This is a genomic window from Amycolatopsis sp. cg13, assembly GCF_041346965.1.
Classification (GTDB): Bacteria; Actinomycetota; Actinomycetes; order Mycobacteriales; family Pseudonocardiaceae; genus Amycolatopsis.
In genome coordinates this window covers 1,990,082-2,007,698 of sequence record NZ_CP166848.1, presented here as the reverse complement: position 1 = coordinate 2,007,698, position 17,617 = coordinate 1,990,082, and the positions used below count along the sequence as shown (strand labels likewise).

The 17,617-nt window shown below is 71.4% G+C and carries 1 protein-coding gene; it reads left to right on the top strand.

Annotated features, from left to right (window positions below):
* Positions 1–56: 56 nt before the first annotated feature.
* The gene (locus AB5I40_RS08805; RefSeq protein ID WP_370937945.1) at positions 57–17,615 is read left to right on the top strand and encodes a non-ribosomal peptide synthase/polyketide synthase; all 17,559 of its coding nucleotides are present in this window, start codon (positions 57–59) and stop codon (positions 17,613–17,615) included.
* Positions 17,616–17,617 lie beyond the last annotated feature (2 nt).

The window sequence follows — 17,617 nt, the reverse complement described above, 5'->3', positions numbered from 1 at the left end:
CGTCCCCACCCGCGCCAGGCGGGATCCCTTGGTGTGCCCGGAAGGTAGCGAAAACGATGACCGCCCAAGACATCCCGGCCGAACCGGACGCGACCGCCGCCCTGCCGGAGCTGTTCGCGGCCGAGGTGCGAAAGGCTCCGGACGCGCTCGCCGTGGACGGCGCGGCCCGGCTGACGTACGCCGAACTGGCCGACGCGGCGAGCAGGCTGGCCGCGTACCTGCTGCGGCTGGGGCTGCGCCCGGAGGACCGGGTAGGGGTGCTGGCGCAGCGGTCGGCCGAGCTGGTCGTCGCGGAACTGGCCGTGGTCGCCGCCGGCGGCGCGTACGTGCCGCTCGACCGGCGCGCGCCGGACAGCCGGTTGCGGACGCTGCTCGTCGAAGCCGGGGTCACGGTGCTGCTGACCGACGACCCGGTCCGCGCGGCGGAAATCCACAGTGGACAGATCGCGGTACTCGGACGGCCGTTGCCGAAAGCGGATTTTCCTTCCGTGGCAGTGCATCCGGACAATCTGGCGTATCTGGTGCACACGTCCGGATCGACCGGACAACCCAAGGGGGTCGCGGTCCGGCATCGGGACGTCGCGGCGCTCGCGGCTGACCGGAGGTTCGCGGGGGACGCGCATCGGCGGGTGCTGCTGCACTCGCCGGCCGCTTTCGACGCCTCGACCTACGAGATGTGGGTGCCGTTGCTGACCGGCGGCACCGTCGTGGTCGCGCCGCCCGGCGACCTCGACGTGGAGAGCCTCCGCGAGGTCATCGCCCGGTACGACGTCGGCGCGGTCTGGCTGACGGCTGGCCTGTTCCGGGTCGTCGCGCAGGAAGCGCCGGATTGTTTCCAGGGCGTGCGAGAGGTCTGGACCGGTGGCGACGTCGTCCCGGCCGGCGCGGTGCGGCGGGTGCTGCGCGCGTGCCCCGGCGTCACCGTGGTCGACGGGTACGGCCCGACCGAGACCACCACCTTCGCGACGGCGCACGCGGCCCAGTCGGCGGACGTCACCGCGATGCCGATCGGCCGCCCGCTGGACGGCGTCCGCGCGTATGTGCTGGACGACGCGTTGAATCCGGTCGCTCCCGGTGCACCCGGCGAGCTGCACCTGGCCGGCGCCGGGCTCGCGCGCGGCTACTGGGCGCGTCCCGGGGCGACGGCGGAGAAGTTCGTCGCCGACCCCGGCGTGCCCGGCGAGCGGATGTACCGCACCGGCGACGTGGTCCGCTGGAACGACGAGGGCGAGCTGGAATTCCTCGGCCGCGCCGACGACCAGGTCAAGATCCGCGGTTTCCGGGTGGAACTCGGCGAAATCGAGACTGTGCTCGCCGCGGACGACACCGTCGCGGAGGCAGTGGTCGTCGCGCGGGCGGACGGGCCGGGCACGAAGCGTCTGGTCGCGTACGTCGTGCTGGTGCCGGATGCGCCGCGAAAAGACCTGAAAGCCGTTGTCGCGGCGGTATTGCCGGACTATCAGGTGCCTTCGGCGATTGTCGTGCTGGACGAGCTTCCCTTGAGTGCCAACGGAAAGGTCGACCGGAAAGCCCTGCCCGCGCCGTCGGCGGAATCGGCGGACGCCGGGACTGAGCCGAGGACGGCTATCGAACGCGCGGTCGCCGAGATCCTCGCCGAGGTGCTGGGCCTGGACCGGATCGGCGTGGACGACGATTTTTTCGCCCTGGGCGGTGATTCGATCCTGGCGGTGCAGGCGCTGTCCCGCTTGCGCCGGGCGTTCGGCGCGGATCTTTCGGCACGGGCGCTGTTCGACGCGCCCAGTGTGGAAAAGCTCGCGCTGCACCTGGAAAACGGCCCGCGAGCCGAGCAGGCGATCCCGGTCGCGTCGCCGACGGAGCTGCTTCCGCTGTCCCCGGCGCAGCGGCGGTTGTGGTTCCTCGACGAAATGACCGGCGGCAGCTCCGAATACAACACCGGCGTCGGGATCCGCCTGTCCGGCCCGCTTGACCTCGCCGCCCTGCGCACGGCGTTGGCTGCCCTGTGCGCCCGGCACGAATCGCTGCGCACGACGTTCGATTCCGTTGCCGGACAAGGGATGCAGCGAATCGCGCCGACCGGGGAAATCCCGTTGAGGATAGCGGATTCCGTCCCGGACGACGACGTGCTGAAGACCGAATTGAGTGCGCCGTTCGACCTGCGGACGGGACCGTTGACCCGAGCCGTGCTGTTCCCGTCGGAGCCGGGCGCGCACCTGCTTGTGGTGTGCCAGCACCATATCGTCACGGACGGCCGGTCGATCGCCGTGCTCACCGACGAACTTCTCGACCTTTACGGCGGCAAGACCCTGCCCCCGCTGCCGCTCGGCTACCAGGACTACACCCGGTGGCGGCTGGCGTCCGAACGTCTCGACCAGCTCGGTTACTGGCGCGAGACCCTCGACGGCCTCGAACCGCTCGCGCTCCCGACCGACCGTCCGCGGCCCCCGCAGCGCACCACGGAAGGCGCGGTGCACCGGCACGACCTGCCCGCCGACCTGGTCCGCCGGGTCGCCGAAGCAGGCCGAACGCAGGGCGCGACGTTGTTCATGACGCTGACCGCGGCCGTCCAGACGGTCCTGGCTGCTTACAGCGGCCAGCGCGACGTCGCGGTCGGCACGGCGGTGTCCGGCCGCGACCGCGCCGAACTCGAGCCGCTGACCGGATTCTTCGTCAACACGCTCGTGCTGCGGTCCTCAGTGGACGGTGCACAGCCGTTCGACCGGTTCCTGGCCGAGTTCCGCGAAACCGTGCTGGCCGCGTTCGCGCACAGCGACGTCCCGTTCGACCGCGTGGTGGAGGAAGTCCAGCCCGAACGCGACCCGTCGCGGACGCCGTTGGTGCAGGCCGTTGTCGTCCTGCAACGCCCGCTGGTGTCGGAGCGCACGGTCGCCGGGCTGCAGGCCAGCGAGTACGCGCTGCCCCGGCCTTCGGCGCGGTTTGACCTGGTGGTGGAGTTCTGGCCGCGACCCGACGGCCTGCGCGTCACCGTCGAGTACGCCACCGCGCTCTTCGACGCCGCGACCATCGAACGTCTCGCGTTGAGCCTGGAAGTGCTGCTCACTGGGATCGCTGCCGACCCGGCGCGGCCGGTGGGCGATCTCCCGCTGCTCACCGCCGAAGACCGCCGGTTTTTGCTGCCAGGCCCGCCCGAAAGCGCGCGAGCCGGGACGGTTCCGGAGCTGTTCGATCGCTGCGCTGAGCAAAGTCCGGACGCCCCAGCCGTGGTGTGCGGCGACACCAGCCTGAGCTACGCGGAACTGCAGGCGAGGGCGAACCGTCTCGCGCGGCACCTGATCCGGCGCGGCGTCCGGCCGGAGGAGCGGGTCGGCGTGCTGCTGGACCGCTCGGCCAACCTCGTCGTGGCCGTGCTGGCGATCCTCAAGGCAGGCGCGGCCTACCTGCCCCTGGATCTGCGGGCTCCGGCCGATCGCCTGCGCCGCGTCCTCGACGGAGTGTCGCTGGTGCTCACCGACGACACCTGGCACGACACCGCCGTCACTGTCCACAAGGGAACGTCGCTGGTCGTCAAGGACGTCGACGAGCCTTCCGCCGCACCGGAAATCACGCTGAGCGGCCAGAACCTGGCCTACGTCGAGTACACGTCCGGGTCCACCGGCGTCCCGAAGGGCGTGGCGGTGCGGCACGCGGACGTCGCTGCACTCGCGACCGACCCGCGCTTCGCAGGCCACGAGCGAGTCCTGCTGCATTCTCCGCTCGCCTTCGACGCCTCCACCTACGAGCTGTGGGTGCCGCTGCTCAACGGCGGCACCGTGGTCGTCGCGCCGCCCGGCGATCTGGACGCCGAGGTGATCCAACGGCTGGAAATCACTGCACTCTGGCTGACCGCAGGCCTCTTCCGACTCTTCGCCGAGGAGACGCCCGAATGCTTCGCCGGGCTGCGCGAGGTCTGGACCGGCGGCGACGTCGTGCCGCCGCCCGCCGTGCAACGGGTCCTCGACAGCTGCCCCGGCATCGCCGTGGTGGACGGCTACGGCCCGACCGAGACCACCACCTTCGCCACCTCCTTCCGGATCACGAAGGAGGTCCCCGACGTCATCCCGATCGGCACGCCGCTGCGGGACGTCCGGATCCGCGTCGTCGACGACCGGCTCCGCCTGCTGCCGCGCGGCGCGGCCGGCGAGGTGTGCATCGCGGGAGCCGGGCTCGCGCGCGGCTACTTCGGCCAGCCGGGCCTGACCGCGGACCGGTTCGTCGCCGACCCGTTCGGCAATCCGGGAGACCGGATGTACCGGACCGGCGACCTCGGCCGCTGGCGCACCGACGGGACGCTCGAATTCCTCGGCCGCGTGGACGACCAGGTCAAGATCCGCGGCTTCCGCGTCGAACCGGCCGAGATCGAACGCGCGCTGGCGGCCGAAAAAGACGTGACCCAGGCGTTCGTGACCATCCGGGCCATCGGCGGGCGCAAGCAGTTGGTCGGTTACGTGGTCCCGGCAACGCTGGACACCGAGGCGCTCCGCCAGGCCGTCGCCCGCACGCTGCCGGACTACATGGTGCCGTCGGTGCTGGTCCCGCTGGCCGGGCTGCCGCTTACGGCGAACGGCAAGGTCGACCGTCGCGCCCTGCCGGAGCCGCGGACGTCCAGCGAGCGGACGGTCGCCCCGCGCACCGAACGGGAGGCAGTGCTCGCCGGGATCTGGGCCGACGTGCTCGGTCTCGATCGCGTCAGCGTGGACGACAACTTCTTCGCCCTCGGCGGCGATTCGATCCTGAGCATCCAGGTGAGCGCCCGCGCCCGGCAAGCGGGGCTCAGCGTGACCACCGCCGACCTGTTCCGCCACCAGACCATCGCGGCACTCGCCCCGACCGTCGGAGAGGCCACGGCGGTCGCCGCGCGCGGCCCGGAAAGCGGCGACGTCGTCCTGACCCCGATCCAGCACTGGTTCTTCGGCCTGGGCGCGGACCGCTTCGACCAGACGATCGCCGTCGAACTCCCCGCTGACGTCGACTTGACCGCGCTGATCTCCGCGCTGGCCGCATTGTCCGAGCAGCACGACGCGCTGCGGATGCGGTTCAGCCACGACCGCGACGCTTGGCATCAGCACAATGCCGCTGTCGGCGAAGGGCACACGCTCCTGCGGTGGTCGCTGTCCGGCGAGCCGCGGACGCTGCACCTTGCCGCGCACCACCTGGTGGTCGACGGCGTGTCGTGGCGGCTGCTGCTCGAAGACCTCGACCGCGCCTACCAGCAGGCCGTGCGCGGCGAACCGATCGACCTCGGCCCGCGGACGACGTCCTTCCGCGAGTGGGCGCAAAAGCTGGCCGAGCACGCGGAAGCAGGCGGCTTCGACGACGAACTCGCGCACTGGTGGGAACTGCCCGCGCCGACACCGCTGCCGGTCGACGGCACCGCGGAGAACACGTTCGGCCAGGCTCGCGTCGTCACGGCCCGGCTCACCGCGGACGAGACGCACGCGTTGCTGCGCCAGGTGCCGCAGGCCTACCGGACACAGGTCAACGACGTGCTGCTGGCCGCGCTGGGCCGGGTGCTGGGGGACTGGACCGGGAGCCAGCCGGTCGTCGACCTCGAAGGGCACGGCCGCGAGGAGCTGTTCGACGGCGTCGACCTGTCGCGGACGGTCGGCTGGTTCACCAGCATGTTCCCGGTAGCGCTGGACGTCCCGGACGGCTGGGGCGCGGCGCTGAAGGCGGTCAAGGAGCAGCTGCGCGCGGTCCCGCGACGGGGGATCGGCTACGGCGCGCTGCGGTATCTGGCCGGGTCCGCGCCGGTGATCGAACCGCAGGTGAGCTTCAACTACCTCGGCCAGTTCGATCTGCCCGGCGGACTGACCCTGCACCGCGAACTCGCGCTGGACGTCTCGCCGGACACCGTCCGGCCGCACCTGCTGGAGGTCGTCGGTCGCGTTGAGGGCGGCGAGCTGGAGCTGGCCTGGCACTACGCGGAGGGCGTCCACGAGAAGTCCACTGTGGACCGTCTCGCTGCGGCGATGGCCGAGGCGCTGCGCGAGATCGTCCGGCATTGCGCGGAGCCGGGAGCGGGCGGCCGGACGCCGTCGGACTTCCCGCTGGCCGGGCTCGACCAAGCAGGAGTGGACGCGCTTGTCGGCGACGGCCGGGACGTCGAGGACATCTACCCGCTGACGCCGATGCAGGCCGGGATGGTGTTCCACGACCTCGCCCAGCCCGGCGACCGGGTCTACTTCGAACAGGTTTCGTTCACTGTGGACGAGGTCCCGGATCCGCAGCGGCTCGGCGAGGCGTGGCAGCGGATTGTCGAGCGGACTCCGATCCTGCGCAGCCGCATCGTGTGGGACGGCGTGCCGCAGCCGCTGCAAGTCGTGCAGCGCGCTGTCGAACTGCCCGTGTCCTACGTGGACTGGTCCACTGTGGATCCAGAACAAGCGCTAGAACAGCTGCTGGCGCAAGACCTGGCCGAAGGATTCGACCTCGCCCAGGCCCCGCTCGCGCGGTTGGTCATCGCGCGGGAATCCGCCACGAAGGTGCGCGTCCTCTGGACCTTCCACCACGTCCTCCTCGACGGCTGGAGCGTCTTCGGCATCCTCTCCGACGTCGTCGCCCTGCTGCGCGGCGAAGAACCGCCCGTCCGCCCGCCGTTCCGCGATTACGCCGCCTGGCTCGCCGCCCAAGACGACGAGCGCGCCGAGGAACACTGGCGAACCGAACTCGCCGGAGTGACGCCGACTCCGCTGCCCCTCGAACGTCCGGCCGTCCGCACGCACACGTCGAGTTCGACCGGCCGGATCGCGGTGGAACTGGACGACGAGACGTCAACAGCCGTCTACGCCTTCGCGCGGCGACACCGGCTGACGGTCAACACCCTCGTCCAAGGTGCCTGGGCCGCGTTGCTGGCGCGCTACAGCGGCGAAACCGAGGTGTGCTTCGGCGCGACGGTGTCCGGCCGCCCGGCGGAATTGCCCGGTGCGGACGACATTCCCGGCATCTTCATCAACACGCTGCCGGTGCGGGTCCGGCTCGACGGCACGCGCGGGGTCGCGGACTGGTTGCGCGATCTTCAAGCAGCACAAGCGGAATCGCGTCGCTTCGGGCACGTCGGCCTGACCAAGCTGCAGGCGTGGAGCGGCGGCGGCAGCCTGTTCGACAGCATCGTCGTCTTCGAGAACTACCCGATCGACGAGGTGTCGCAGCTGCGCGACATCCGCGCGGCCGAGCGGACCAGCTACCCGCTGGGCGTCGTCGCCTACCCCGGACGCCGGTTGTCGATGATCCTCACGCACGACCCCGCGCGGATCGGCGACACCGCGGCGGCAAGGCTCGCGGCGCACCTCGAAGCGCTGGTCCGGGGCATGATCGCGGCACCGCACGAGCCGTTGTCCCGGGTGCCGATGCTGTCCGCGGCCGAGGTCACGCACCTGCTCGCCGAGCGGAACGAGACTGCTCGTCCGCTCCCGGCCAAGGCGGTGCCGGAGCTGTTCGAGGCCCAGGCCCGCCGCACCCCGGATGCCGTCGCACTGGTGACGGACGACGAGCAGATCACCTACCGCGAGCTCGACGTCCGCGCGAACCGGCTGGCGCATCGGCTGATCGAGGCAGGCATCCAGGCGGAGGACCGGGTCGCCGTCCTGATGAACCGCTCGCCGGGACTCGTCGTCGCGGAACTGGCGATCATCAAGGCCGGTGGTGCCTACCTGCCGCTGGACCTGCGTGCTCCGGCCGAACGGTTGCGGCTGCTCGTGCAAGAGGCTGAAGCAAACATCGTAGTAACCGACGCGGCGTGGCTGGCCACCGCCGAGGAGGTCCACACCGGCACCATCATCACCGGCGAAAGCGGTGCCACGGACACGCCGCCAGCCGTCCGCGTCGATCCCGAGCAGCTCGCGTACGTCATCTACACCTCCGGTTCGACCGGCCGTCCGAAGGGCGTTTCGGCACGGCATCGCGACGTCGTGGCCCTCGCCATCGACCAGCGGTTCGCCCGGCACGACCGGATTCTGCTGCACTCGCAACAAGCTTTCGACGCCGCGACCTACGAACTGTGGGTCCCGCTGCTCAACGGCGGCACCGTCGTGCTGGCCCCGCCGGGAGACGTGGACGTCGAGACGCTCGGCCGCTCGCTCACCACGCACGACGTGACGGGCGCGTTCCTCACCACCGGGCTGTTCCGGCTGGTCGCGCAGGAATCGCCGGAGGTTTTCGCGGGCGTGCGGGAAGTCTGGACCGGCGGCGACGCCGTCCCCGCGGCCGCGCTGCGCCGGGTCCAGGCGGCCTGCCCGGACACCCTGGTCGCCGACGTCTACGGCCCCACCGAGACCACCACGTTCGCGACCGTGCACCCGCTGCCCGGCGAGGTCCCGGACGTCGTCCCGATCGGCGGGCCGCTCGACCACACCCGCGTGTACGTCCTCGACGACGACCTCCGGCTCGCCCCGCCCGGTGCGCCCGGCGAGCTGCACATCGCCGGCGCGGGACTGGCGCGCGGCTACCTCGGCCGCTCCGGGCTGACCGCCGAGCGGTTCGTCGCGGATCCGTTCGGGCCTCCGGGGGAGCGGATGTACCGCACCGGCGACCTGGTGCGGTGGAACGACGAGGGCGCGCTGGAGTTCGTCGGCCGCGCCGACGAGCAGGTCAAGATCCGCGGCTTCCGGGTCGAGCCGAGCGAGATCGAAGCCGCGCTCGGCGAGCACCCCGGCGTCGAACAAGCCGCCGTGCTGGCCCGCGAGGACGGCGGCGTGAAGCGCCTGGTCGCTTACGTCGTCGGCGAAACCGGCGGCCTGGCGGAATTCCTCGGCCGGACGCTGCCGGACTACATGGTGCCCGCCGCGTTCGTCCGGCTGGAGCGGTTCCCGGTGAACGTCAACGGGAAGCTCGACCGGCAGGCGCTGCCGACCCCCGAATTCGGCGCGCGGGACCACGTCGCGCCGCGGACCGAGCGCGAACGCACGATCGCGGAGATCTGGGCCGACGTGCTCAGCGTGGACCGCGTCGGCGCGACGGACGATTTCTTCGAGCTGGGCGGCGATTCGATCCTCAGCATGCAGGTGGTCTCGCGCGCTCGCCGGGCCGGGTTGGAGTTGCAACCCGGCGACCTGTTCGCGCACCGCACCCCGGCCGCGCTCGCCGCGGCGGCCCGCACCTCGACGGCGGCAGTCGAACGGGGCCCGGTCCACGGTCCGGTGCCGCTGACCCCGATCCAGCGCTGGTTCTTCGCGACGCAAACCGCCGAGCCGGACCATTTCCACCAGTTCGTCCGGCTGGGCACTGTCGATCCGGACGCGGCGCGCGCGGCCGTCGAGGCGCTGCTGACGCACCACGACGCGCTCCGGATACGCTTCGCCCGCGGCGAAACCCACTGGCTGCAGGAGAACGGCCCGGTCGGCGCCGAGACCCCGCTGGTCAGCTTCGACCAGGACCGGCTTTCCGTGCACCACCTCGTGGTCGACGGCGTCTCGTGGCGCGTGCTCATCGAGGACTTCGAACGCGCTTACAACCAGGTGCTGGAAGGCCAACCGATCGATCTCGGCCCGCGCACGACGTCCTTCCGCGACTGGGCGATCCGGCTCGCCGAGCACGCCGCCGCAGGCGGATTCGACGACGAACTCGGCTACTGGCGGGGCGTGTCCGGGCGGACCACGGCGCCGGTCGACGGCCGAGGCGACGCGACTGTCGCTTCGATGCGTTCGGTGACCGTCCGGCTGTCCGCGGCGGAGACCGGCGCGCTGCTGCGCGATGTCCCGAAGGCCTATCGCACGCAGGTCAACGACGTGCTGCTGACCGCGCTCGGCCGCGTCCTGCGCGACTGGACCGGCGGGACGCCCGTGGTCGATTTGGAAGGCCACGGCCGCGAGGAGCTGTTCGACGACGTCGATCTGTCCCGGACGGTCGGCTGGTTCACCACGGTCTTCCCGGTGGCGCTGGACGTCCCGGACGACTGGGGCGCGGCGCTCAAGTCCGTCAAGGAGCAGCTGCGCGCGGTGCCGCGCCGGGGGATCGGGTACGGCGCGTTGCGGTACTTGACCGGTGCCGCACCGGAGATCGACCCGCAGGTGAGTTTCAACTATCTCGGACAGTTCGGCTCCGGCCGGCTGGATTCCGACGAAAGCCCGCGCTCGGCTCGCGCGCACCTGCTCGACGTCGTCGGCCGCGTCGAGACCGGCGAGCTGGAATTGACCTGGTATTACGCCGAAGGCGTCCACAATCGGTCCACTATGGACACCCTCGCCGCCGCGATGACCACTGCGTTGCGCGAGATCATCCGGCATTGCGCGGAGCCGGGAGCGGGCGGCCGGACGCCGTCGGACTTCCCGCTGGCCGCACTCGATCAGTCCACTGTGGACGAATTGGTCGGCGACGGCCGGGAGGTCGAGGACGTCTACCCGCTGACTCCGATGCAGTCCGGGATGGTGTTCCACGCGCTGTCCCAGCCCGGCGAACGCGTCTACTTCCAGCAGGTCGGCTTCGTGCTCGACGGCGTCCGGAGCGAAACTGACCTGGCCGCGCTGGAACGGGCCTGGCAGCAGGTAGTCGATCGGACGCCGGTGCTGCGGACGCGGATCGCCTGGGAGGGCGTGCCCGAGCCGGTCCAGGTCGTGCAGCGGCAGGTCGCGGTCCCGATCGCCCGGCACGATTGGCGCGGCCGGACGCCGGACGAGCGCGACCAGGCGTGGCAGGACCTGCTCGCCGCCGACCGGGCCCAAGGGCTCGACTTCACCGAAATGCCGTTGCTGCGTCTGGCTTTCGCGCGGTTGTCGGACACCGAAGTCCGAGTGTTGTGGACGTTCCATCACGTCTTGCTCGACGGCTGGAGCGTCTTCGGCGTGCTGTCCGACGTCTTCGCCGCCTACGCCCGCGCCGAGCTTCCCGAGCGGCCGCCGTTCCGTGACTACGTAGCCTGGCTGGACCGACAGGACGACGCCGCGGCCGAGGAGCACTGGCGGCGCGAGCTCGGCAGTCTCGTCGCACCGGCCCGGCTGCCCTATGACCGCGCTCCGGCGCAGGCGCACACCTCCCGGTCGTCGGAATGGCTGCGCGTGCCGGTCGAGAACTCGGGACGGCTACGGGACTTCGCTCGCCGCGCCGGTCTCACGCTCAACACCGTCCTGCAGGGCGCGTGGGCGCTGGTGCTGGCCCGGCTCAGCGGCGAGCGCGACGTTTGCTTCGGCACCACGGTTTCCGGCCGTCCGGTTGATCTGCCCGGCGCGGACGACATCACCGGGATCTTCATCAACACCCTGCCCGTGCGGGCCACCGTGACCGGGGGTGACGTGACGGAGTGGCTGGCTCAGCTGCAGTCCGCGCAGGTCGAATCCCGCCGCTACGGGCACTTGCCGCTGACCAAGTTGCAGTCCTGGAGTGGTTGCGGCGGCAGCCTTTTCGACAGCATCGTGGTCTTCGAGAACTATCCGATCGACAACGCGTCCACGCCCGGATTGCGGTTGCGCGACGTCGACGCCGCCGAGACGACGAACTATCCGATCAGCGTCGTCGCGTCGCCGGGGGAGCAGCTGACCCTCGACGTCGGCTACGACCCGGACCTGTTCGACACCGAAACCGCCAAGCGGATCACCAGGCAGCTCCTCGCCGTGCTCGACGCCTTCAGCGCGGGCCCGGGATCGCTGGAGGACATCGACCTGCTCACGGCGGCCGAGCGGCGGCAGGTGCTCCACGACTGGAACGACACCAGCCAGCCGCTCCCGGAAGGCGACCTGGCCGAACTGTTCGCCGAGCAGGTCCGGCAAGCACCGGACGCGGTCGCGGTGGCGGGCGACGGAATCCGCCTGACCTACGCGGAGCTGGACCGGCGATCCGGCCGGCTCGCCCGCTACCTGGTGTCGCTCGGCGCGAAGCCGGAAACGCTCGTCGGCGTGCTGATGGACCGTTCGCCGGGGCTGATCGTCGCCGAACTCGCGATCGTCAAGGCCGGCGCCGCCTACCTGCCGCTGGACACCCGCGCCCCCGAGCCGCGGCTCAAGACCCTCCTGTCCGGCGTGAAGATCCTGGTCACCGACGACGCTTGGCGCGATACCGCGCGCAAGGTCCACAGTGGACCCATCGTCGTGCCCGGCGACCAAACCGCGGCCGTGCGGCTCCCGAAGGCAGACCCGGCCAACCTGGCGTACGTCATGTACACCTCGGGTTCGACCGGAAAGCCGAAGGGCGTCGCCCCCAGCCGCCGCGACATCGTGGCACTCGCGGCGGACCGGCGGTTCGCGACGCACCACCGGATCCTGCTGCACGCGTCCCAGGCCTTCGACGCCTCGACGTACGAACTCTGGGTGCCGCTGCTCAACGGCGGCACGGTCGTCGTCGCCCCTCCCGGAGACCTCGATCTGGAGACCATCGGCCGCCTGTTCGCCGAGCACCGGGTCGACGCCGCCTTCCTCACCACCGGCCTCTTCCGGCTCGCGGCCCGCGAAGCACCGGAGATCTTCCGCGGCCTGCGGGAAGTCTGGGCCGGGGGCGACGCCGTCCCGTCGGCCGCCGTGCGACGAGTGCGGGAAGCCTGCCCGGACACGACCGTCGTGGACGTCTACGGGCCGACCGAGACGACGACGTTCGCGTTGTCGCACCCGGTTCTCGGCCCGGTGCCGGACGTCGTGCCGATCGGGAAACCGCTGGACAACACGCGGGCCTACGTCCTCGGCCCGGACCTGCGGCCGGTGCCGCCGGGCGCGCTCGGCGAACTGCACCTCGCCGGCGCGGGCCTGGCACGCGGCTACTACGGCGCTCCCGGACTGACCGCCGAGCGGTTCCTGCCCGATCCGTTCGGGACGCCGGGGGAGCGGATGTACCGCACCGGCGACCTCGTCCGCTGGACCGCGCTGGGCGAACTGGACTTCGCCGGCCGCGTGGACGAGCAGGTCAAGATCCGTGGATTCCGGATCGAACCGGGAGAGGTCGAGGCCGCGCTGGCCGCGCATCCCGGGATCTCCCAGGCCGCCGTGCTGGCCCGCGAGGACCACGGTGTCAAGCGGCTCGTCGCCTACTACACCGGCGACGCGGACGAGCTGCCCGCGTTCCTCGGGCAGACCCTGCCGGACTACCTGATTCCGGCCGCGTTCGTCCGGCTCGACCGATTGCCGTTGAACGGCAACGGAAAACTCGACCGGCACGCGCTGCCCGCCCCGGAGTTCGCCGCGAGCGGCGCCCGCACGGCCCCGGCGACGGAGGCAGAACGGGTCCTGGCCGGGATCTGGTCCGAGGTGCTCGGTGTCGAGGACGTCGGGGCCGAGACGAACTTCTTCGAACTCGGCGGCGACTCGATCCTCAGCATCCAGGTCGTTTCCCGGGCTCGCCGGGCCGGGCTGATCCTGTTGCCGCACGAGGTGTTCCGGCATCCGACGCTGGCCGCGTTGGCCGCGCACGCGGGCGGCGATCACGGGCCGAAAGCCGAGCAAGGCCCGGTGGTCGGCGAAGCGCCGCTCACGCCGATCCAGCGCTGGTACTTCGAGACCCAGCCGGAGCGGTTCGACCAGCGGGTGGTGCTGGAGTTCGCCGAGGACGTCGACGAACCAGCGTTGCGCCGGGCCTTGCAGGTGGTCTGGGAGCACCACGACGCCCTGCGCCTGCGGTTCGACGAAGCTCAGCACAGCGATCCGGCCGGACCGGTGGAACTGCTCGTCGGCGAGCCCGAGTTCGATCTGAAGCGGGGTCCGTTGCTGAACGCGGTCCTCGACGGACGACGGCTCCTGCTGGCCGCGCACCACCTGGTCATCGACGGCGTTTCGTGGCGGATTCTCTTGGAGGACTTGGAAACCGCCTACCGCGGCGAAGACCTCGAACCGAAGACGACGTCGTTCCTCGCCTGGTCCCGACGGCTCGCCGAACACGCCGAGGCAGGCGGTTTCGACGACGAACTCGCCCACTGGAAGTCTCTGCCACCAGTGCGGCAAAGCGACCCGGGTGTCATAACCGACACCCGCGAGGTCGCCGTCCGCCTCACCGCCGAGGAAACCCGCGCGCTGCTGCAGGACGTCCCCGAGGTCTACCGGACGCACGTCAACGACGTGCTGCTGGCCGCGCTGGGCCGCGTCCTGCGGGACTGGACCGGCGAGATCCCGGTGATCGACCTCGAAGGCCACGGCCGCGAAGACCTGTTCGAGGGGATCGATCTGTCTCGGACGGTCGGCTGGTTCACAACCATGTTCCCGGTCGCGCTCGACGTCCCGGACGACTGGGGTCGCGCGCTGAAGGCGGTCAAGGAACAGCTGCGCGCGGTTCCGCGGCGGGGCATCGGTTACGGCGCTCTGCGCTACCTGACCGGCACCGCACCGGCGATCGATCCGCAGGTGAGTTTCAACTACCTCGGCCAGTTCAGCACCCCCGAAAACGGGCTGTTCCGCGTCGGCAGCCTGGACGCCGACGTCGACCCGGACGCGCCCCGGACCCACGTGCTCGACGTCGTCGGCCGGGTCGAAGCGGGCGTTCTGGAGCTGACCTGGTCCCACGCCACCGTCGGCGACACCGCGGAATCCCTGGCCGAGCAGATGCTGGTGGCGCTGCGGGAAATCATCGCGCACTGCGCCGAACCGAACGCGGGCGGACGCACCCCGTCCGACTTCCCGCTCGCCGCACTCGACCAGGCAGGAGTGGACCAGCTAGTCGAAGGCCGGAACGTCGAGGACATTTACCCGCTGACGCCGATGCAAGGCGGGATGGTCTTCCACGGCCTGTCCCAGACCGCGCAGGGCATGTACTTCGAGCAGGCGACTTTCGTACTCGAAGGCGTCACCGACCCGCAGCGGCTCGGCGAGGCGTGGCAGCAGGTCGTCGACCGGATTCCGGTGCTGCGCACCTCCTTCGTCTGGACCGGCGTTGACGAGCCGGTCCAAGTCGTGCACCGCGAAGCCGAACTGCCGGTCCAGCACCTCGACTGGACCGGTCTCGACGGGCATCAAACGGAGCTGGCAAGGCTGCTCGCCGAAGACCGCGCGCAAGGCCTCGACCTCGCTGTCGCGCCGCTGGCGCGCGTCGCCCTCGCGCGGCTTTCGGACACGGAAGTCCTGGTGCTGTGGACGTTCCACCACGTCCTGCTCGACGGCTGGAGCGTCTTCCAGATCCTCTCGGACGTCTGCACCGCCTACGCCGGGCAGCCATTGCCGTCCCGGCCGCCGTTCCGCGACTACCTCGCCTGGCTGGGCGAGCACGACGAGGCCGCCGCCGAACAGTTCTGGCGCACCGCACTCGCCGGGGTCGAAGGCCCGACGCAGCTGCCGAGCGACCGGACCCCGCCGTCCGGCCACGCCCCGTGCTCGGCCGAGTGGCTGCCCGTGCGCCTGGACCGGTCCGCCACCGCCCGGCTGGACGCGTTCGTGAAACGCCACGGCCTCACCCACAACGTCGTGCTGCAGGGAGCGTGGGCGCTGCTGCTGTCGGTCTACAGTGGACAGAACGACGTGGTGTTCGGCGCGACCGCGTCCGGCCGTCCGGCGGACGTGCCTGGAGTGGACGACATTCCCGGCATCTTCATCAACACCCTGCCGGTGCGGGTCACTGTGGACCGCGGTGTTCCCGTCGCGGACTGGCTCGCGCGGCTGCAAGCGGCGCAGGCCGAAGCGCGCGGACACGGGCACGTCCCGCTCGCACGGGTCCAGGGCTGGGCGGGCCTGCCGGGCGGCGTGAACCTGTGCGACAGCCTGGTGGTGTTCGAGAACTACCCGATCACCGGAGCGGCGGCCGGACACGGCCTGACCGTGCGCGACCTGTCCGCCCGGGAGACGACGAACTTCCCGGTCACCGTGGTGGCCTCGCCCGGTTCGGAGCTGTCGGTGGACGTCGGCTACGACCCGGCGCTCTTCGACCCCGAGACAGTGACGGACCTGGCCGCTCGACTGCTGGAAATCCTCACCGGCTTGACCGCCGACGGCGACCGCGCGCTCGGCGACGTCCCGGTCATCACCGCGGCGGAGATCCGGCTGCTTGCGGAACGGGCCGGCACCTGCGGCGAACCGGAACCGCGGTCGCTGCCCGATCTGTTCGCCGACCAGGTCCGCGTCCGGCCGAACGCCCTCGCCGCCGTGCTCGGCGGCGAACCGGTCACCTACGCCGAGCTGAACCGGCGGGCCAACCGGCTCGCGAACCGGCTCGCCGGGCTCGGGCTGCGGCCGGAGGAACCGGTCGGGCTCGCCGTGGACCACGCGGCCGCGGTGGTCGCCGAACTGGCGGTGGCCAAGGCGGGCGGCGCGTACCTGCCGATCGACGCGCGGGCGCCGATCGAACGACAGCGAGTGCTCCTCGACGGCGTCCGATTCATTGTTGCGGCGGAAGAACATCCGCTCGCCCAGACGGTTCTGCTGTCCTCTTTGGACGACGAGCCGGACAGCGATCCGGACATCACCGTCGACCCGGATCAGGCGGCCTGCGTGATGTTCACGTCCGGCTCGTCTGGGGTCCCGAAGGGCGTGGTGGTGCGCCACCGCGACGTCGCGGCGCTGGCCGCCGACCGCCGGTTCCGCTGCGGGGCGCACGAACGGGTCCTGCTGCACTCGCCGCTCGCGTTCGACGCCGCGACCTACGAGCTGTGGGTGCCGCTGCTCACCGGCGGCTGGGTCGTCACCAGCCCAGACGCGGGCCTCGACGCTCCGCTGTTGCGCGGCCTCGTCCGCGAGCACGGCCTGACCGCGGTGTGGGTCACCGCCGGGCTGTTCCGGATCCTGGCCCAGGAAACGCCGGAGTGCTTCACCGGTCTGCGCGAGGTCTGGACCGGCGGCGACGTGGTCCCGGCGGAGCCGGTGCGGCGGGTGCTGGCGGCGTGTCCGGGACTGCGGATCGTCGACGGCTACGGCCCGACCGAGATGACGGTGTTCGCCACCGCGTATCCGATGGACGCGCCGCCGCCGGACCGGATCCCGATCGGCCGCCCGCTGGACGGCACCCGCGCCCGGGTGCTCGACGCCGACCTGCGCCCGGTGCCGCCGGGCGTGCCCGGCGAGCTGTGCCTGGCCGGCGCGGGCCTCGCCCGGGGCTACCGCGACCGGCCGGGGCTGACCGCGGACCGGTTCGTCGCCGACCCGGACGGCCCGCCGGGGGAGCGGATGTACCGCACCGGCGACCTCGTCCGCTGGCGGCCCGACGGCACGCTGGAATTCCTCGGCCGCCGCGACGACCAGGTCAAACTGCGCGGGTTCCGGGTCGAACCGGGCGAGGTCGAGGCCGTGCTGGCGAAGCATCCGGACGTCGCGCAGGCCGCGGTGCTCGTCCGCGAGGACCAGCCCGGCGCGAAGCAATTGGTCGCCTATGTCGTGTCGGCGGCCGGAGAAAACGTGCTCAGGGAGTTCCTGGCCCGGTCCTTGCCGGACTACCTGGTGCCGTCGGTGTTCGTCGCGCTCGACCGGCTTCCGGTGAGCGCCAACGGAAAACTCGACCGGCGCGCACTGCCCGCGCCCCGGGCGGCGGAGACCGGCCACGTCGAACCGAGGACGGAGACCGAGCGCGCGCTCGCCGGGATCTGGGCCGAGGTGCTCGGCGCGGACCGGGTCGGCACGCGGGACAGCTTCTTCGCCCTCGGCGGCGATTCGCTGCGCAGCCTGCACATCTCCGCCAAAGCGAGCGCGCTCTTCGACGTCCGGCTCACCCCGGCCGACGTGCTGGCCGCGCGCACCGTCGCGGCGCTGGCCGAAACCGTCGAAGACCTCGTGCTCAGCGAGCTGGAACGCCTTGCCGCAGAACTGGAATCGTGAGG

Coding starts and splice junctions, on each gene's coding strand:
- AB5I40_RS08805 (WP_370937945.1), top strand. CDS start 57: ATGACCGCCCAAGACATCCCGGCCGAACCGGACGCGACCGCCGCCCTG.